Below are 17,340 nucleotides of genomic sequence, written 5' to 3' on the forward strand. Positions count from 1 at the left end.
GCCGAGATCCTTACATTATTCGGGCATCGCCTTCAGGTAGGCGATCACCGCATTCAGGTCGTCTTCCTTCTTCAGGCCCGCGAAGGCCATCTTGGTCCGCTTGATCATAGCTTTCGGCTTTGCCAGGAAAGCAGCCATGGTTTCCTCGGTCCAGACAAGGCCTTCTTCGCCCGCTTTCACCATGTCCTTCGAGTATTTCTTGAACCCGTCGGCGGTGCCGGCGGTGCGGCCGAAGACATCGTTCAGGTGCGGGCCGATCTTGTGCTTCGCGCCCTCGCCGACGGCATGGCAGGCCTTGCACTTCTTGAAGACCTTCTCGCCCTTCTCGACCAGAGCCGGGTCGACGGCAGGTGCCGACGCGACCTCGGTCGCCGCTTCCGTCGCGGGTTCCGCCGTCTCGGCTTTCGTCTCCGTGCCTTCCCCCGTCGGATGCGCCGCGGTCGGATCGTCCGGCGTCACATCGATGACGGCCGCCCGCGCGGTGATCTTCACCTCAGGCTTGCAGTTCGTCATGCAGGGCGTGCGGTTTTTCCAGACCGCGCTCTCTAGTCTGTCGTCGGGATAGAAGTTCTCTTCGTTCGGCAGACGAATTTCCGTGAAGTTTTCCTTCGTCAGCTCGAAATCCTCGTCGACGAGGTCGTTCAGGTACATCAGGTAGGCCGTCAGCGCGTAGGTCTCGTCATTGCTGAGCGACTGTGCATCGCCGAACGGCATAGCCCGATGGACATAGTCCCAGACCGTCGAGAGATAAGGCCAATAGGAGCCGATCGTCTTCACCGGACGGGCGCTGGTCAGCGTGTCTTGACCGCCGGCCAGGACTGGCCAGCGACCGACCGCTTCGCCGAAATCGCCGTGGCAGACGGCGCAGCGTTCCATGTAAATCTCTTCGCCGTCCGAGACGGTGCCACTGCCCTCAGGAAGGCCGAGCCCGTCCGGACGCACGTCGATATCCCAGGCGGCGACCTCATCGGGCGTCGCCTCGCGTCCAAGGCCATAGGACTCGGCCAAAACCGGAGCGGAGGCGAGGCCGAAGACCAGGGTAAAGGCCGCAAGATTAGGAAATCTCGACATTTTCGGCCTCCCCTTTCTCATTGATGTGCCAGGTCTGGATACCGTTGTTGTGGTAAATCGAGTTCTCGCCCCGGACCGCCCGGAGCTCGTTCTTGGTCGGTTGCACGTAACCGGTGCTGTCGACTGCGCGCGACTGCAGCAGCAACGGGCTGCCGTCCCAGTCGAACTCGTAATAGAAGCGGTGCATGGACTTGTCCCAGGACGGTCCGTCGATCCGCGCCTGATGCCAGTTGCGGCCGCCGTCGGTCGTAACATGCACCTCCTTGATCGTGCCGCGCCCGGACCATGCGACACCGGTGATGATGGTGTGCCCCTTGCCGTGGGTGATCGGTGCCTGCGGGCTCGGATTGGTGATGACCGATTTCGCATCCATCTCCCAGGTGAAACGGCGCGCTTTGCCGTTCGCCATGAGGTCGGTGTATTTCGAGGTCTCCTCGCGGTGATGCCAGGGCATGTCGCCGACTTCGATCCGGCGCAGCCACTTGACCCACATATTGCCTTCCCAGCCTGGCACCACGAGCCGGACCGGATAGCCCTGCTCGGGGCGCAGCGCCTCGCCGTTCATGGCGAAGGCGACGAGGCAGTCATCGAGGGCCTTCTCGATCGGGATCGAGCGGGTCATCGCAGAAGCATCGGCACCTTCCGGCATAACCCACTTGCCATTGGTCTTGACCCCGGCCTGCTCGAGGATGGTCCTGAGCGAAACGCCGGTATAGATCACGTTGTGAATCATGCCGTGGGTGAACTGGCAGCCATTGAGCTGCGCGCCGCGCCATTCCATGCCGCTGTTGGCCGCGCATTCGAGGAAGTAGGCGCGGTTCTGCCGCGGGAACCGTTTCAGATCCTGCAGCGTGAAGACCAGCTCCTTCTCGACGAGGCCGTTGATCATCAGCCGGTATTTCGCCGGATCGATGTCAGCGGTGCCACCGTGATGGCGCTCAAAGCAGAGACCGTTCGGCGTGATCACGCCGTCGAGCTCGTGCAGCGGCGTGAAGTTCACCGAACTGACCGGGTCGGCGGTCAGCCACGGCACGTCGCGGCGGCGGACATGCGCCTCGTACTTCGACGGCATGCCGTAGGGGGCGACATCGACACCCTCACCGAGCTGGTTCGCCCAGGGCTGAACCTCGGTGATGGCGGGATCGCCCGCCGCAAGCGCCGGCGTCGCTGCCAGCGCACCGCCGGCGGCGATGCTTCCCTTCAGAAAGTTTCTGCGTGAAGTGGGGGTTTTGTCGGTCATCTTTCCGGCCTCCGGTCTATCCGGCGATTGTCTTAACGGCGGTGTTCGGGGTGATCTCGATGGAACCCTTACGCTGAATGTATTGCTCCACGAGGTCGTAGATTGGCGGGCCTTCGGTGCCCTCGTTGACCGACGCCCAGCCCGAGACGACATAGGTCTTGGCCGGATCGATCGGCTCCCCGGTTTTCAGCAGGGTCATGTCGGTGATGCGGCTGCCGATCGGCTTGGTGACGTCGATCGTGTAGCCCATGCCCCCGACGCGGACCATGTCGCCGCCCTGCTGGTAATAGGGATCCGGGTTGAAAAGGTTGTCGGCGACATCCTCGAGAATGGTGTGGATGAATTCGCCGGTCATTTCGCTGCGATAAGCGTTCGGATAGGACATCGAGGTCGCGGAATAGATGTCCTCGCGGGTGATCGGATCTCCCGGCAGCAGGCTGGCGCCCCAGCGGAAGCCGGGCGAGAGCGCGATATCGGCCTCGCGCTCTTCAAGAAGTGCCTGGCAGATCAGGTCGTCCCAGGTGCCGTTGAAATTGCCGCGGCGATAGAGCAGCGACTGCGTCGTGCCGATCACCTCCTCCAGCTCCGCCTTGAACGGCGCGCGTTCGGCGTCGACCAGCGCGGTCATTTCCGGGTCCGGCGCGATTACGTCGGAGAAGATCGGGATCAGGCGGTACTTGTAGCCTTTCACTCCGCCGTCGCGGACATCGAGATCGATGCGGGACACGAACTTGCCATGCGAACCCGAGGCGATGATCAGGGTCTTGTCGACCTGCACCGGCTCCGGCAGTGCGTCATGGGTGTGGCCCGAGAGGATGACATCGATCCCCTCGACCTGCGCGGCCATCTTGCGGTCCACGTCGAAGCCGTTATGCGAGAGCAGCACGACCAGCTCGGCGCCGTCCGCCCGGACTTCCTCGACCACTTCCCGCATCCGTTCCTCACGGATGCCGAAGGAGAGGTTCGGGAACATCCAGCGCGGGTTGGCGATCGGCAGATAGGGGAAGGCCTGGCCGATTACGGCGACTTTCACGCCGCCGCGCTCGAACATGGCGTGGGATTCGTAGGCCGGCTCATCCCACTCGTTGTCAAAGATGTTCGCGCCGAGGAACGGGAACGGCAGGTCGTCGACAATCTCCGTCACCCGTTCGATGCCGTATGTGAATTCCCAATGCGATGTCATCGCGTCCGGCTTCAGGGCGTTCATGATATTGACCATGTCCTGCCCGCCGGTCTTGAGCGCTGTGTAGGACCCGTGCCAGGTATCGCCGCCGTCGAGGAAGAGCGCATCCGGGCGGTCGGCGCGGATGGATTTCAGCACTGTCGAAATCCGGTCGAAGCCGCCGACACGGCCATACTCGCGTGCCATCGCGACGAAGTCTTCGGAGGTCAGCGCGTAGGCCTCAGGCGATCCGGCTTCCAGCCCGTAAGTGTCGAGGAATCTCTTGCCGGAAATATGCGGCGGCTTGCCCTTAGCCTCCCCGACGCCGAGATTGATCGACGGCTCGCGGAACCAGACCGGCTTCAAATGCGCATGGCAATCTGTCAGATGCACCAGGGTCACATTGCCGGTGGTCTCGAAATCGAGCAGCTGATCCTGGGTCAGCCGCTGCTGAGCGGCGAGCCTTGCCCAGCTGCCGAAACCGCTCGCGCCGACAATGGCGGATGCGGCGAACGAGGCCTGGAGGAAATCGCGGCGCGACAACATGGCATGTGGCTCCTTCAAACCGTCCCATGCGCGGGACACAACTCTCCCGTCCGCGGCATTTCCCAGCCTCGGCGAACCGGAGTAACGAGTAAAACAGGCACCGGGCGGACCCGGGCCGGAATAGGCCCGGGCTCAGCGGCGGGTTAGTTACGCAGCGACGGCGTTTCGACCGAGAGACCCTGGCCGCGCGATGCGAGATACAATTCCAGAGCAGTGAACTCGTCCGAACCGCGCTTGTAAGGTGTCGCCCGGATGTTATCCATGCAGCCTTTGAAGCGGCGATGGATCGAGCCCATGCCCTGCCACTTCAAGCGGTAGACCGGAAATCCGTTGATCTGGCCCTGGCTCAGATGGTCGGCCCGGATCATGTTCCCGTAGTTGTTTTCGTGGCAATGCGCGCAGGCCATGTCGAGCTGACCGACGCGGGTGTAGTAGAGCTCCTTGCCCTTTTCCCACCATTCCTTGGCCGGGCCGTCGGTTTTCACATTGACCGGCATGCCTCGGGACTGCAGGCCGATGAAGGAGGTCATCGCCAGCATCTCCTGGCTTTCCCACTTCCACGGCTTGGCTTTCTGATGCTCCTCGCGGGACCAGTTGATGTGGTCCTCGAGCGCGAACAGGGTCTTCTTGCCTTCATGCCATTTCGGCATGGAGGCACGAACGCCCTTCATGCTTTCGGCCGCATCGCCGTGACAATCCGCGCAGGACTTGCCCGCCTCACCGTCAGCGGTTTCCCAAAGTTCCGAGCCGTACTCGGCAAAGATCATCGCCGGGTTCTCGAAATCGTCGGTCTGCAAAGCCTGGGTTTCGTCGTTACGGAACCGCCAGCCCGACAGAATCTCGCTCAGCGGCGAGTCGGCCGGCGCCTCAAGCTTGGTGACGAACTTCTGGCCGTCGATTTCAAGCTCGGCATTCTCGTCGGCCACTGCCGTCTGGGCAGTGGCGGCGAAGAGGCCGATCACCCCCAGTGCCACGAGTTTTCGCATGTCGTTCCTCCCACTATCCCCGTTCGTTCAAGCGACGGTGATTTTCTTTTCGATGTCGTAGACGGAGCCGTCGTCGTCGGTCCATTCGAACCGTATCGTGCCGGACTCCGAAAGCTTCACCGAAAACTCGACATAGGGGTTCGCGGCGATGGCCGGTTCCATGTCCATCCAGAACACGTCCGTGCCGTTATATTTGGCGACGAACTTGTTGATGATCTTCCGCGGGATCAGCTCACCGGTCTTGCGATCCTTGCGCTGCCCGGACTCCATCGGGTGGCTGATCAGGGTCTTGATCGTCACCGCCTCTCCGGCCTTGGCTTTCTTCGGAACTTTTACGCGGGGTTTGATTTTAGCCATTTCTTGATCTCCTCAGAGCCTCAGCCGCCGCAGCCGCCGATCGTCACCTTCACTTCGCGCCGGGCCATCTTGGTAGACCCGTCAGCCATTTTCGCGACCGCCACGATATCCTGCGTGCCCGCAAGACGGATCCGCGTGGAGGCGCGGCTCTCGGCGCTCATCTCGGTGAAATGGAAGGTTCCGACACCCGGATTCGGGTTGCCGGCGGCCAGGATCATGATTTCGGTCGCGCCATCGGCGGAGACTTCGATCGGAACGGTGTTCCCGTTCTCGGCGATTTCCGGTGCGCCGATCTCGACGCCACCGGTCTCCGGCATGCCACCGGCGTATTCCTTGACCGCCGCCATCGTCGCTTCCTCGGACGCGTGGGCCGGCATGCGAATCAGGCCAACGGCGGCCAGACCGGCTGCCAGCGCGAACAAGTCACGCCTTGTCATCTGCATGGAATTATCCTCCGTTTCGGATTTTCTGTGGCCGGGCATTCATGCGTGTAAGCCCGCACCTATTCGTCCTTGAGCGTCATCAGATAAGCGACCACATCCTCGACCTGCTGGGCGCTGAGGATGGTCTTGCCCTGGAACTTTTCGGCGACACGGTGATAACCGCTGTCCCGATAAAATGCCGGCATGATGGTTTCCGGCGATAACGCTTCCTTGGAATTCACCACGATCGCTCGCAGCTCCTCGGCCGACCACCGGCCGGCAACACCGTCGAGCGGCGGCCCCACTTCGCCATGATACGGCTGATCCGCGAGATCTGCATTGACGTGGCACGCAAGACAGTTGCCCAGCTTGCGCCCCATGAACCACTGGCGCCCTTTAGCCGGGTCGCCCGCCTTGTCGGTCAGGGGCTTGGCAAGCGCCCCGTCGACGATCTTGACCTCGCCGGGTTTGACGGTTTCCGCAGAGACGCCCGAGATGCCGATCAGCAACGCCAGCGCGGTGGTGACAACAATTCTCATCACCGAATCTCCTCCCACTTTCTTTTTAACCGGCCCGGTGCACCCACCGGCCGTTGTTTTCAGCAGACCGGAAAATCTGCAAGAACGCAACAACAAATTCAAAAATATGAATTTGTTGTTGCGTTACAGCCGCGTGACCATTCCGGATATTTTAAGAGCCTTCGACTACTGGCTCTTCTGCCGCTCCTGAATGCGACGTGCATGATATTTCTGGAAATGCTCGTCGCTCTCATATCCCTTTTCCTTCACCCAGGTGAACATGTCGAGGGTCGTCCCCTTGCCGAAAGCGCCCGGCATCGTCGCCACCGAGGCCCGGCCGGCATTGTCACCCTCGGGCACCTTTTCCGGCATAAACAGGATGGTTGGCGTGAACACAACGCCCCAGCGTTTCGCCATCTCTTTTTCCGGCAGGGCCGTACCGTCGAAATCGGTGACTTCCTCGTCTCCAAACAGGTTGTACTGGATCACCACGAAGTTCGACTTGATGAATTCCGCCACCTCCGGGTCGGAAAGCGGGCCTTCATGCAACTGGCGGCAATAGATACAGCCGCGCTGCTCGAAGATCATCGCGAGCCTTTTTCCCTGGCTCTTCGCGTCCTGAATGTCTTCGGCCACGTCCTTGAACGTAACCGTGAACCACTCCTTCTTATGCAGTCCGTCCTCACCCACTTCGGCGAGCGCGGTCTGGCCGAACAGCAAGACGGCGAACAGTCCGACGAACATACGCATCATGAGCTGTCTCCTTATCCGATGGTCCCGAAAGCCGGGAACGTATCAAGCATCCACTGGGCGATGACACCGACGGTATTGGTTCCGATCAGGATCGCGAACAACAAGAGCGTCGCACCGATCCCCTTCTCGACCGCGCCGAGATAGCGGCGTACCGATTTCATCCAGTTCATAAAGGGCCCGAAGAAGGCTGCTGCGACGATGAAGGGCAATGTCATCCCGACCCCGTACCCAAGCAGCAGGATCACCCCGTCGCCGACGGTCTCCGTCGCACTCGCACTGAACAGGATCATCGCCAGTACCGGGCCGACGCAAGGAGTCCAGCCGAAGGCGAAGGCGAGGCCGACGAGATAGGGGCCTATCAATCCGGCGGGCGCCGCCACGTCCATCCGGGCCTGGCGGTAGAGCAGCGGGATCTTCAGAACGCCGAGGAAGTGTAGCCCCATCAGCCCGATCACAACTGCCGCAGCGTAACGCAGGATGTCGAAATACTCGCGCAGCTGCTGGCCGAAGACCGAAGCGCTGGCGCCGAGGCCGACGAAGACGGTGATAACGCCCGCGGAGAACAGGATCGCCGAAAGGACGACCTTGCGCCGCGCCGCGGCGTCGCCATCGACCTCGGAGATTTCGTTCATCGAAACCCCTGCCATATAACAAAGGTAGAACGGAACGATCGGCAGGATGCAGGGGGTCAGGAAAGAGGCCAGCCCTGCGGCAAAAGCGCCGCCGACGCCTATATCGAATCCCATGTGACGCCCATTCTTGTATACTCCGGTCCGCGTTTCCCCAACCGCACTTGCGGCCAACATATTCTAACATTAGAATTTGTAATTATGTTCTACGCGACGATCGGACAACGCAAGAGAATGTTTGCCAAGGCTCTGGCGAAAACAATCCTCTTTGCGGTCTTGCTCGTTTCGGTCTGCTCCGGCGGACAGGCCCGGGCCGGAACGGAACTGCTTATGGTCGAACAGGCCGGATGCGAGTGGTGCGCCGCCTGGAACGCGGAAATCGGCGAGATCTATCACCTGACACCTGAAGGCAAGCGGGCGCCGCTGCGGCGGCAGGATCTTTTCGACAAATGGCCGGCCGATATCACCATCAAGGGTCAGGTTCATTTCACGCCGACCTTCATCCTGCTGGTGGACGGTAAGGAAGCCGGGCGGATCGAAGGATATCCCGGCGAGCATTTCTTCTGGCCGCTGCTCGCCCAAATGCTCAACCGGACCCCACGCGGGCCGGACAACTAAACGGGAGGAAACGACTCATGAAATTCAATCTGCTTGCCGCCGCCGCAATGGCCGGCCTGATCGCGCTCTCATTTCCGCGCGCCTCAACGGCCCAGAACGCCGAGGCCATCTTCAGCACCGACTCGATGAAACCGGAAATCGCCCTCGATCTTGCAAAGTCGGCGCTCGATATCTGCCGGGCCGCCGGATACCAGGTCGCCATCGCCGTGGTCGACCGTTCCGGCCTGACGCAAGTTGTGCTGCGGGACCGCTTCGCCGGCGCACATACCGTCGATACAGCGACGCGAAAGGCCTGGACGGCGGTCAGCTTCCGGACTGCAACCCTCGATCTCGGTACACTCGTCAAGGAATCTCCCGTGATGGCCGGTCTGCCCGACATCACGAACGCGCTCGTGCTCGGTGGGGGTATCCCGGTCCAGGCGGCCGGCAATATTGTTGGCGGAATCGGCATTTCCGGGGCTCCGGGTGCCGACCTCGATCATGAGTGTGCAGAAAAAGCGATTGAAAAATTTCAGGATTTACTGGATTTCTAGGCGCCTCGTTCTGGAGTTACGACATGCCGCTTCCCGTTCTTGATGAATCCGTCACCGACGCCGAGTTCGACACGATGGTCGAAAACGCCACCCGTGCCACGGAGTTCATGAAGGCGCTCGCCCACGAGGGGCGGCTGTTGATCCTGTGCCAGCTGGCGACCGGGGAGAAATCCGTTACCGAGCTGGAGGAATTGCTCTCCTCGCGTCAGGCCGCCGTCTCGCAACAATTGGCGCGGCTGCGCCTGGAAGGTCTGGTCAACCACCGGCGCGACGGCAAGGCGATCTATTACAGCCTGAAAGACGACCGGGCGGTGCGTATCCTCGAACTGCTCTACGACATGTTCTGCAAGGACGAGAGCGGGGTCGCGCTGGAAACCGCCTGAGCAGTGAGTTGGTTCGGGAAAAGCACATGAAACCGCAGGTCGACAGGCCTGCGGAACTGCGCCACTATCGCTGAATGTTCGGCCTGACTGATACCGCTGCGGTGACCCTGGTTGGCTTCGCCAGCGGCCTCGTATTGGGTCTGGCATCCCGCATTCCCCGGTTCTGCACCCTCGGCGCGATCGAAGATGCGCTCTATGGGGGCAATCGCGACCGCATCATGATGTGGCCGATGGCGATCGGTACGGCGGTCGCGGTAACCGCCCTGCTCTCAGCCTTCGGGCTGGCGGCCGTGGAGGGATCTGTCTATCTGCGCTTCGAGTTCAGCCTCTCCGCATCGCTTGCCGGCGGGCTGATGTTCGGTGTCGGCATGGCACTCGCCGGCAATTGCGGCTTCGGCGCACTCGCCCGGATCGGGGGCGGCGATATCCGCTCGGCGCTGATCGTTTTGACGATCGGGATCGCGGCCTATTCGACCGCCGTCGGGCCGCTCGCGGAAATGAGAAACGCGCTGTTTCCCCGTGAACATGCGGCAAGTCTCTCCGACAGCTCGCTCGCCGTGCTGCTGGAAGAGGTCACAAGCATTCCGGAGCTCTATATCTCCCTCGCGGTCGCGCTTCTTCTCGTGGCGCCCGCGTTGACCGACCCACACTTCGTCCGCAACCGTTCCGCCGTCCTTTGGTCCGTTCTTATCGGCCTCTCCTGCACGGCCGCCTGGTTCGGCACGACCTATGTCGCGCAGACGGGTTTCGACCCCATCCCTGTCGAGTCCCATAGCTTTACAATGCCTCTCGGAGAAATCTTGCTACAGGCCATGGGAGTGAACAGTCTTGGCGGTTTCTCCGTCGGATCTGTCCTCGGGGTCGTCGCCGGAGCCTGGTTAGGCGCGCGTATCCGCCATCAGTTCCGCTGGGAGGCCTGCGACGATCCGGGGGAATTGCGCCGGCAGATTTTCGGCGCGGCCCTGATGGGGGTCGGCGGCGTGATCGCTCTCGGATGTTCCGTCGGGCAGGGTCTCTCGGCCTTCTCCGCTCTTGCGATCAGCGCCCCTGTGACCATTTTGGCCATCCTCGTCGGCGCGGTGCTGGGTCTGCGATATCTTGTCGAGGGTCGCAATCCGTTCGAGAGCCTTTCCGCCATACTGCCCCGCCTCTTCGGCAAGCGCCCGCGATCGCATTGAGCGAACGCGCCCCCGGCCAGAGCGGCGCCGGGACAGCCTTCAGGGATGCAATCGGAGAAAACAATCATGTGGCGGAAAAAGCACAGGCCGCAGCTTTCGCAGCAGAAGCGTGATTTCCGACTCGCCCATCATGTCATGAGCTGGCATGGTTAACGCGCTCCGGCAATTCGGCCGGAGCCAGCTGCCACGAGCAGGGAGATTTCTATGCGCATGATGAGCAATCCATCGGCCCTTATGGCCTGATCGTCGACGCGCGTAGCTTTCCAGCCTTCGGAATACCTTCTTCCACATTTCGGCTCTTACGCGTGATCGGCGCCGTCCCCGCGACGTCCCGACCCGATGCGTTTGGAGCTGAACCGTGTACCACCATATCCCCAGTCTGATCGATCCCTGCGCCTCGGATCGCCTGGAACAACCTCCCAAGGGATTGTTCGCCTTCTACCGCCATTTCCTGCGGCAGGTCTGGCCGCTCTTCACCTGCGTGGCAATCACCATCGGTGTCCTTGCCCTGATCAACGCGGCCCTATTCCTCGTTGTCGGCCTGCTGATCGACGGCATGCAGGGCGCGGAGACGCCTGCGGCCTTTTTCGCCGAGTACGGTTGGCTATTGGCGCTTGTCGCCATCGCCACGCTGGTTCTGGAACCCCTGCTGCTGGGCGTGCATCTAGCGATCTTCAACCAGTCGATCGTGCCGGCCTTCACGAACCTCGTTCGCTGGCAAAGCCACCGTCACATGCTGCGTCAGAGCATGAGCTATTTCAGCAACGACTTCGCCGGGCGGTTGAGTCAAAAGGTCATGCAGACGGGCCTCTCGCTCCGCCGCTCCGTAGGCCAGCTGATCGATGCCGTCTGGTACGTGACAGTCTTCTGGATCTCGGGAATTGGCATTCTCGCCGGTTTCGACGTTCGCCTGATGCCGCCGCTCCTCGTCTGGCTGGTCGCCTACGGTATTGCGCTCTGGGTCATCGTCCCGCGCATCAAGGTGCGTGCTGCGGCCGCCTCCGAGGCGCATTCCCAGCTGACCGGCAGGATCGTCGACAGCTACACGAACATCCAGACGGTCAAGCTGTTCGGCCACACCGCCCGCGAGGACGACTACGCCCGCACGGGCATGGAGAACCAGCGCGAAGCGAGCTTCCGGGTGATGGCGGAGGTTTCCAACATGGAACTTCTGATCACGGTGATGAATGGCGGTCTTCTGCTCGGCCACGGAGCTCTCGCGCTCTGGCTCTGGAGCCTCGGGGAGGTCAGCGTCGGCGCGGCGGCGGCCTCGCTTGCCCTGGTGATGCGGGTCATCACGATGTCGCACTGGGTGATGTTCGTCGCTTCCGAGATTGCGGAAAACGTAGGCCAGGTACGGGACGGCGCCGACAGCATCGCGGTCCCGCACGCCGTGACCGACGATCCGGGCGCCCCGCCGCTCTCCGTGACCAAGGGTGAGATCCGCTTCGAGCAGGTGGCGTTCAACTACGACCGCCAAGAGACGGCGGCCGGTCCGGTTGTGCACGATCTCAACCTGACCATCGCACCTGGAGAGAAGGTCGGACTGGTCGGCCGCTCCGGAGCCGGAAAGTCGACTCTGGTCAACCTGTTGCTTCGGTTCCACGACGTGTCCGCCGGCCGGATCCTGATCGACGGACAGGATATTTCCGGCGTGCAGCAGGAGAGCCTGCGCTCGGCGATCGGCATGGTGACGCAGGACACCTCTCTGCTGCATCGCTCCGTGCTGGACAATATCCGCTACGGGCGGCCTGAGGCCGATCTCGAACAAGTGGAGGAGGCTGCGCGCCGCGCGCATGCGGACGAGTTCATCCGCGATCTCGAGGATCCGGAAGGCCGGCGCGGTTACAAGGCCCATGTCGGCGAGCGGGGCGTCAAGCTCAGCGGCGGCCAGCGCCAGAGAATCGCGATCGCGCGCGTGCTGCTGAAGAACGCGCCGATCCTGATCCTCGACGAGGCGACCTCGGCGCTGGACAGCACCGTGGAGGCGGCGATCCAGGAGCAGCTCTTCAACCTGATGGCCGGCAAGACGGTAATCGCCATCGCCCACCGACTCTCGACCATCGCCGCGATGGACCGGCTGGTGATCCTCGATCGCGGCCGGATCGTCGAGCAGGGCAGCCATACCGAACTGCTGGAGCAGGGCGGGATCTATGCCGAGCTTTGGGCCCGGCAATCCTCCGGCTTCATCGCCGAGGATCTGGAGACGGCGCCGGCGAATACGGGGTGAACTGCGCTCGCGCCCGACAAAAAAGAGCCCGGCCGCAAGGCCGGGCAGTCAGGCTTACGTCGGACCGGAGATCAAGAAACGGTCCGAACCGCCAGGGATTGAAGTCTGGTCCCGCGGGAACCGCCGCCTCAGCCGGCGGCGCCCTCCTGCACGATGGTGTAGCGGGCCGTGCAGATGCTGCGCGTTTCGCTGGCGACCCGGTCCCAGACCGCCCGCGCCTCTCTCTGGTCTCCGAACGGGCCGAAGAGACGCTCGGTTCCGTCGATCAGCTGGCTGAAGCGGGTGTCGGTATATTCCCCGCCGATGACCCAAAATCGTTTGCTCATGACACTCTCTCCTCGTCTTGCCGGAGGCCTCCGGGATGTCCGGGAGCCGGCGGGCGTCGATGGTGTGGTGGCCGCCCGCCGGTCCCCTTTGCTCCCGGACCCCGTCCTCCCTTGGACTTCTTATTCCGCCGCGGTGCGCGCGGCTTCCTCCTCGCCGTAGAACTGGGCTTCCTCGGTCGAGCCGGTCAGCGCCGTGGTCGAGGAGGCGTCGCCCTTGATCGCGGTCGCGACCGCGTCGAAGTAGCCGGTGCCGACCTCGCGCTGGTGCTTGGTCGCGCTGTAACCACGGCTCTCGGCGGCGAATTCGGCATCCTGCAGCTCGGAATAGGCCGCCATGCCGCGGTCCCGGTAGCCCGAGGCGAGCTCGAACATGCCGTAGTTGAGCGAGTGGAAACCGGCCAGGGTGACGAACTGGTACTTGTAGCCCATGGCGCCGATCTCGCGCTGGAAGCGGGCGATATCGTCCTTGTCGAGATTGGCCGCCCAGTTAAAGGAGGGCGAGCAGTTATAGGCCAGCATCTGGTCCGGGAATTCCTTGCGGATCGCCTCGGCGAACTGCTTGCACTGCTCGAGATCCGGCGTGGAGGTCTCCATCCAGAGCAGGTCGGAATAGGGCGCGTAGGCCAGCGAACGGGCAACGCAACGCTCGAAGCTGGTGCCTTCCTTCAGGCGGAAGAAGCCCTCGGCGGTACGCTCGCCGGTCAGGAACGGGCGGTCGCGCTCGTCGACGTCGCTGGTGACCAGCTTGGCGCTTTCCGCGTCGGTGCGGCAGATGACCAGCGTCGGCACGCCTTCGACGTCGGCGGCGAGGCGCGCGGCGTTCAGGGTGTTGATGTGCTGCTGGGTCGGAACCAGCACCTTGCCGCCCATATGGCCGCACTTCTTCTCGGAGGCCAGCTGATCCTCAAAATGCACTGCCGCGGCGCCAGCATCGATATAGGCGCGGGTCAGCTCGTAGGCATTCAGCGCGCCGCCGAATCCGGCTTCGCAGTCGGCCACGATGGGCAGCATCCAGTCGGTGCTGTCGTCACCTTCGAGATGGTGGATCTGGTCGGTACGGAGCAGGGAATTGTTGATCTTCCGCGCCAGTTCCGGGCCGCTGTTGGCCGGGTAGAGGCTCTGGTCCGGATACATCGCGCCGGCGACGTTGGCATCGGCCGCGACCTGCCAGCCGGAGAGATAGATCGCCTTCAGGCCGGCCTTGGCCATCTGCACCGCCTGGCCGCCGGTGACAGCGCCGAGAGAATGCACGAAATCTTCCTCGTGGATCGATTTCCAGAGACGCTCCGCGCCTTTGCGAGCGAGGCTGTGCTCGATCCGAACGGTACCGCGCAGGCGCTCGACATCGGCCCGGCTGTAATCACGCTTCACATTGTCGAAGCGACCCTCTGACGTGGCTGCCAGTTTCTCGAATTCACCGGACATGTCTTCCTCCTCGATGGCGCGAGCCCGTCGCGCGGTTGTCGGTGTCTGTCGCGGCACCTTTACTCGAAATGTGCACCGCAAAACTGAAACGACCCTGCAAGAGAAAGACGACGCCGTCCATAACCCGTTGAAAGTAAAAAAGTAAATCTGTCAAACTTGTAAAATTAAATCACCGGTATTTGAAAATCGTGAAAATGATTGTGCAACAGCGAAAGAGCCATAAGGTGAGGCGACATCCTTTGCGGATGCGGGAGGAAAAGGCGATGGAAACGCTTGACCGCAAAGCGATGCTGGGGCCGAAGATCCGCCGTTTCCGGACCGACCTCGGCATGAGCCAGACGGAAATGGCGGGCGAGATCGGCATTTCGCCGAGCTATCTCAATCTGATCGAACACAACCAACGGCCGGTCACGGTGCCGCTGCTGTTCAAGCTCGGGCAGGCCTTTGATCTCGATCTGAAACAGTTCGCCGAGGATGACGACGCCAAAATCGTCGCCGAACTCGCGGAGGTTTTCAGCGACCCGCTGTTCCGGGACCAGCCGGTGCGTCCGGCCGAGCTGCAGGAATTCGCAGTCCGCTCCCCGAACGCGGCACAAGCCATGCTGCGGCTCTATCACGCCTACCGGCAGGTCTGGGAGAACGCACGGCACGGCGCCGGCGGCGACGGACGCGATCCCCTGCCCGACCCGGATCATCCGCTTTCCCCGGTCGAGGCCGTGCGCGACATGCACCAGCGCGAGGCCAATCACTTTCCGGAACTTGAGGAAGCCGCCGAGGCTCTTTGGCGTGACGCAGGCCTCGACCGCAACGACCTGTTCCGAGGTCTGACGGCGTATCTCGCCGACCGGCATGCCGTCTCGGTCAAGGTGATGCCGGTCCACGTGATGACCGACACGCTGCGCCGTTACGATCCGCATGGCCGCCGCATCCTTCTGTCCGAGGCGTTGCTGGCTTCCGGTCGCTGTTTTCAGATCGCCGCGCAGATCGCGGTGCTGGCCCATCACGAGCTGATCGAAAGCGTCATCGAGCGGCTGCAACCGGCGGACGGGGAGACCCGCAATCTCCTCATCGTCGCGCTCAGCAATTACTTCGCCGGCGCCGTTCTGATGCCTTACGAGGCCTTCCGGACATCGGCACAAGAACTCCGGCACGACCTGGAGCTGCTCCGCCGCCGGTTCGGCGCCAGCTTCGAACAGGTGAGCCACCGCCTGACCACGCTGCAGCGCCCTGGCGCCCGCGGGATTCCGTTTTTCTTCATTCGCGTCGATGCCGCCGGCAATGTCTCAAAGCGCCTCAACGGAGGCGGTTTCCAGTTCGCGCGTTACGGTGGCACCTGCCCGCGCTGGGTCGTGCACGAGGCGTTCCGCACGCCGGGCCAGGTTCACACCCAGGTCGCCCGGATGCCCGACGAGACCACCTTCTTCACCATCGCCCGCACGCTCGACAGTGCCGGCGGCTGGCACGAGCAATTGCAGCCGCAATTCGCCGTCGGGCTCGGCTGCGAGATCAAGGATGCGAAACATCTGGTTTATGCCGACGGGCTCGACCTGCCGAAGGCGAGCGGAGCCACCCCGGTCGGGGTCTCCTGCCGACTGTGCGAACGGCTCGATTGCAGCCAGCGCGCCCATCCGCCGCTGAACCGCACGATCCGCGCGGACCAGCACATGAAAAAAGCGTCCGCATTTTCGTTTGAAGAATGAACCGTTACAACGGAATCAAGACATATCTCAATCATTAACACTTATTATAAATATGCATTTATCCCGTAATAGGTGCACTGAGCATTACTCTTATGTAAACTGAAAGGAAAAACTATCCCACTGGGACCGCAAACAGTTGGGAGAGAGATTTGTTGAAGTTCGCAAAAGCGATTTCGCTAGCGCTGGGAACCTTAGCGATAACGTGCGGCTTGGCTTTAGCGCAGAAAGACGCCCGGTTCGTCGGGCTCGGTGCGTATTTTGAGTTGCACCCGCTCGAAAAGGCGAAATTCGAAGCCTTTGACCGAATGGTGCAGGCACCCGCGCAAGCGCTCGAACGGCCGATAGACAAGCCGGTGGAGATCCATGTGATTTACCCCGGCCTGCAGGTGTCCGACTATTGGCGGCGCAGTGTAAAATCTTTCGTCGCGCGGCTTGACGAGGTTGGCATACCGCATCGAATTACTTCGCTCTTCACCAAGAGCGCCGAAGACTTGCGCCTGCAGGAGAAAGCCATCGGGCAGGTATTGCGGGAAAAGCCGGATTACCTGATCTTTACTTTGGACGCCTTGCGGCACAAAGGGATGATCGCGCGGGTGCTCGCCGCGGGAGACACGAAAGTGATCCTGCAGAACATCACCACGCCCCTCACCGAGATTGGGCCACCCTCTCCCCTTCTTTACGTCGGGTTCGACCACGAAATCGGCTCCCATATCCTTGCCGAGGAGTTTATCCGGCGCGCGCGCAATGGTGCGAGATACGCGATCTTCTATGGACCGCCCGGCTATGTCAGCCAGATGCGGGGCGGCACTTTCCGCCACGTGATGGAGGAACAAACGGACTTCGAACTGGTGGCCGAATATTATGTCGGTTTCGACCGCGAACTGGCCCGTCAGGCCGCGCTCGATCTTTTCAAGGCCAAGGACGACGTTTCCTTCATATACGCGGCGTCGACGGACATTGCCCACGGAATAACCGATGCCCTGTCGGAAATCGGAAAGCTGGGTGACGTGACCGTGAACGGCTGGGGCGGCGGCAGCAGCGAACTGGATGCCATCCGGAAACGCGAGCTCGATTTTACCGTCATGCGCATGAACGACGATAACGGCGTCGCGATGGCGGAAGCCATCCGACTTATTCAGGAAGGCAGGGTTGGCGACGTGCCCCTGGTCTATTCGGGATCTTTCACGCTGGTCGACCAGAAGACATCCGACGAGACATTGGAGAGTCTGGTGGATCGCGCGTTCAGGTACTCGAGATAGGATC

Annotated in this window: 18 protein-coding genes; 7 read left to right on the forward strand and 11 right to left on the reverse strand. The window is 62.0% G+C overall.

Annotated elements, in window-relative coordinates:
• Positions 1 to 15 precede the first annotated feature (15 nt).
• The 9 genes from NUH88_RS07530 to NUH88_RS07570 form a co-directional block, all read right to left on the reverse strand.
• Positions 16 to 1,071 (reverse strand): c-type cytochrome, encoded by a 1,056-nt coding sequence (locus NUH88_RS07530; protein WP_257771091.1) that lies wholly within the window; start codon positions 1,069 to 1,071, stop codon positions 16 to 18.
• The gene (gene soxC, locus NUH88_RS07535; RefSeq protein ID WP_257771092.1) at positions 1,055 to 2,311 is read right to left on the reverse strand and encodes a sulfite dehydrogenase; all 1,257 of its coding nucleotides are present in this window, start codon (positions 2,309 to 2,311) and stop codon (positions 1,055 to 1,057) included. Before soxC ends, NUH88_RS07530 begins: the two co-directional genes overlap by 17 nt.
• A 16-nt stretch (positions 2,312 to 2,327) precedes the next feature.
• The gene (soxB, locus tag NUH88_RS07540; protein ID WP_257771093.1) at positions 2,328 to 4,019 is read right to left on the reverse strand and encodes a thiosulfohydrolase SoxB; all 1,692 of its coding nucleotides are present in this window, start codon (positions 4,017 to 4,019) and stop codon (positions 2,328 to 2,330) included.
• Positions 4,020 to 4,162: 143 nt separating this feature from the next.
• Positions 4,163 to 5,005: a sulfur oxidation c-type cytochrome SoxA gene (soxA, locus tag NUH88_RS07545; protein ID WP_257771094.1), complete on the reverse strand. Its 843-nt coding sequence runs from the start codon at positions 5,003 to 5,005 to the stop codon at positions 4,163 to 4,165.
• Positions 5,006 to 5,032: 27 nt separating this feature from the next.
• A complete protein-coding gene (gene soxZ / locus NUH88_RS07550) occupies positions 5,033 to 5,362 on the reverse strand; it encodes a thiosulfate oxidation carrier complex protein SoxZ (protein WP_257771095.1) in 330 nt (109 codons plus the stop codon).
• A 20-nt stretch (positions 5,363 to 5,382) separates the two neighbouring features.
• Positions 5,383 to 5,805, reverse strand: a complete 423-nt coding sequence (gene soxY, locus NUH88_RS07555; protein WP_257771097.1) for a thiosulfate oxidation carrier protein SoxY — start codon at positions 5,803 to 5,805, stop codon at positions 5,383 to 5,385.
• 59 nt (positions 5,806 to 5,864) lie between these two features.
• A complete protein-coding gene (soxX, locus tag NUH88_RS07560) occupies positions 5,865 to 6,323 on the reverse strand; it encodes a sulfur oxidation c-type cytochrome SoxX (RefSeq protein WP_257771099.1) in 459 nt (152 codons plus the stop codon).
• 165 nt (positions 6,324 to 6,488) lie between these two features.
• A complete protein-coding gene (locus NUH88_RS07565; RefSeq protein WP_257771101.1) occupies positions 6,489 to 7,055 on the reverse strand; it encodes a thioredoxin family protein in 567 nt (188 codons plus the stop codon).
• An 11-nt stretch (positions 7,056 to 7,066) separates the two neighbouring features.
• Positions 7,067 to 7,801 (reverse strand): cytochrome c biogenesis CcdA family protein, encoded by a 735-nt coding sequence (locus NUH88_RS07570; protein WP_257771103.1) that lies wholly within the window; start codon positions 7,799 to 7,801, stop codon positions 7,067 to 7,069.
• 117 nt (positions 7,802 to 7,918) lie between these two features.
• Here NUH88_RS07570 and NUH88_RS07575 point away from each other — a divergent pair, with 117 nt between their 5' ends.
• From NUH88_RS07575 to NUH88_RS07595, 5 genes are all read left to right on the forward strand, one after another.
• Positions 7,919 to 8,302, forward strand: a complete 384-nt coding sequence (locus NUH88_RS07575) for a thioredoxin domain-containing protein (protein WP_257771105.1) — start codon at positions 7,919 to 7,921, stop codon at positions 8,300 to 8,302.
• Positions 8,303 to 8,319: 17 nt separating this feature from the next.
• On the forward strand, positions 8,320 to 8,835 hold the full coding sequence (locus NUH88_RS07580) for a GlcG/HbpS family heme-binding protein (RefSeq protein ID WP_257771107.1): 516 nt from the start codon (positions 8,320 to 8,322) through the stop codon (positions 8,833 to 8,835).
• Positions 8,836 to 8,858: 23 nt separating this feature from the next.
• Entirely contained in the window at positions 8,859 to 9,218 is a 360-nt protein-coding gene (locus NUH88_RS07585; RefSeq protein ID WP_257771109.1) for an ArsR/SmtB family transcription factor, read from the forward strand.
• A gap of 74 nt (positions 9,219 to 9,292) precedes the next feature.
• A complete protein-coding gene (locus NUH88_RS07590; protein WP_257771110.1) occupies positions 9,293 to 10,396 on the forward strand; it encodes a YeeE/YedE family protein in 1,104 nt (367 codons plus the stop codon).
• A gap of 358 nt (positions 10,397 to 10,754) precedes the next feature.
• Complete coding sequence (locus tag NUH88_RS07595; RefSeq protein ID WP_257771111.1) at positions 10,755 to 12,626, forward strand: ABC transporter ATP-binding protein; 1,872 nt, start codon at positions 10,755 to 10,757, stop codon at positions 12,624 to 12,626.
• A gap of 128 nt (positions 12,627 to 12,754) precedes the next feature.
• Here NUH88_RS07595 and NUH88_RS07600 read toward each other — a convergent pair whose 3' ends face one another.
• Together NUH88_RS07600 and aceA are read right to left on the reverse strand one after the other, a co-directional pair.
• Positions 12,755 to 12,952, reverse strand: a complete 198-nt coding sequence (locus tag NUH88_RS07600) for a DUF4170 domain-containing protein (protein ID WP_257771113.1) — start codon at positions 12,950 to 12,952, stop codon at positions 12,755 to 12,757.
• Positions 12,953 to 13,072: 120 nt separating this feature from the next.
• The gene (aceA, locus tag NUH88_RS07605) at positions 13,073 to 14,377 is read right to left on the reverse strand and encodes an isocitrate lyase (protein WP_257771115.1); all 1,305 of its coding nucleotides are present in this window, start codon (positions 14,375 to 14,377) and stop codon (positions 13,073 to 13,075) included.
• A gap of 263 nt (positions 14,378 to 14,640) precedes the next feature.
• Between aceA and NUH88_RS07610 the strand changes: the two genes are divergently transcribed.
• Both NUH88_RS07610 and NUH88_RS07615 read left to right on the forward strand, forming a co-directional pair.
• The gene (locus NUH88_RS07610) at positions 14,641 to 16,077 is read left to right on the forward strand and encodes a helix-turn-helix domain-containing protein (protein WP_257771117.1); all 1,437 of its coding nucleotides are present in this window, start codon (positions 14,641 to 14,643) and stop codon (positions 16,075 to 16,077) included.
• A 149-nt stretch (positions 16,078 to 16,226) separates the two neighbouring features.
• On the forward strand, positions 16,227 to 17,336 hold the full coding sequence (locus tag NUH88_RS07615; protein WP_257771118.1) for a substrate-binding domain-containing protein: 1,110 nt from the start codon (positions 16,227 to 16,229) through the stop codon (positions 17,334 to 17,336).
• The last annotated feature ends 4 nt before the right edge of the window (positions 17,337 to 17,340 follow it).

It is taken from the genome of Nisaea acidiphila (assembly GCF_024662015.1).
Lineage (GTDB): Bacteria > Pseudomonadota > Alphaproteobacteria > Thalassobaculales > Thalassobaculaceae > Nisaea > Nisaea acidiphila.

Bases quoted from the DNA above. Each gene is read 5' to 3' on its own strand.
- NUH88_RS07530 (WP_257771091.1), bottom strand. From the start codon at position 1,071: ATGTCGAGATTTCCTAATCTTGCGGCCTTTACCCTGGTCTTCGGCCTC.
- soxC (WP_257771092.1), bottom strand. From the start codon at position 2,311: ATGACCGACAAAACCCCCACTTCACGCAGAAACTTTCTGAAGGGAAGC.
- soxB (WP_257771093.1), bottom strand. From the start codon at position 4,019: ATGTTGTCGCGCCGCGATTTCCTCCAGGCCTCGTTCGCCGCATCCGCC.
- soxA (WP_257771094.1), bottom strand. From the start codon at position 5,005: ATGCGAAAACTCGTGGCACTGGGGGTGATCGGCCTCTTCGCCGCCACT.
- soxZ (WP_257771095.1), bottom strand. From the start codon at position 5,362: ATGGCTAAAATCAAACCCCGCGTAAAAGTTCCGAAGAAAGCCAAGGCC.
- soxY (WP_257771097.1), bottom strand. From the start codon at position 5,805: ATGCAGATGACAAGGCGTGACTTGTTCGCGCTGGCAGCCGGTCTGGCC.
- soxX (WP_257771099.1), bottom strand. From the start codon at position 6,323: ATGAGAATTGTTGTCACCACCGCGCTGGCGTTGCTGATCGGCATCTCG.
- NUH88_RS07565 (WP_257771101.1), bottom strand. From the start codon at position 7,055: ATGATGCGTATGTTCGTCGGACTGTTCGCCGTCTTGCTGTTCGGCCAG.
- NUH88_RS07570 (WP_257771103.1), bottom strand. From the start codon at position 7,801: ATGGGATTCGATATAGGCGTCGGCGGCGCTTTTGCCGCAGGGCTGGCC.
- NUH88_RS07575 (WP_257771105.1), top strand. From the start codon at position 7,919: ATGTTTGCCAAGGCTCTGGCGAAAACAATCCTCTTTGCGGTCTTGCTC.
- NUH88_RS07580 (WP_257771107.1), top strand. From the start codon at position 8,320: ATGAAATTCAATCTGCTTGCCGCCGCCGCAATGGCCGGCCTGATCGCG.
- NUH88_RS07585 (WP_257771109.1), top strand. From the start codon at position 8,859: ATGCCGCTTCCCGTTCTTGATGAATCCGTCACCGACGCCGAGTTCGAC.
- NUH88_RS07590 (WP_257771110.1), top strand. From the start codon at position 9,293: ATGTTCGGCCTGACTGATACCGCTGCGGTGACCCTGGTTGGCTTCGCC.
- NUH88_RS07600 (WP_257771113.1), bottom strand. From the start codon at position 12,952: ATGAGCAAACGATTTTGGGTCATCGGCGGGGAATATACCGACACCCGC.
- aceA (WP_257771115.1), bottom strand. From the start codon at position 14,377: ATGTCCGGTGAATTCGAGAAACTGGCAGCCACGTCAGAGGGTCGCTTC.
- NUH88_RS07610 (WP_257771117.1), top strand. From the start codon at position 14,641: ATGGAAACGCTTGACCGCAAAGCGATGCTGGGGCCGAAGATCCGCCGT.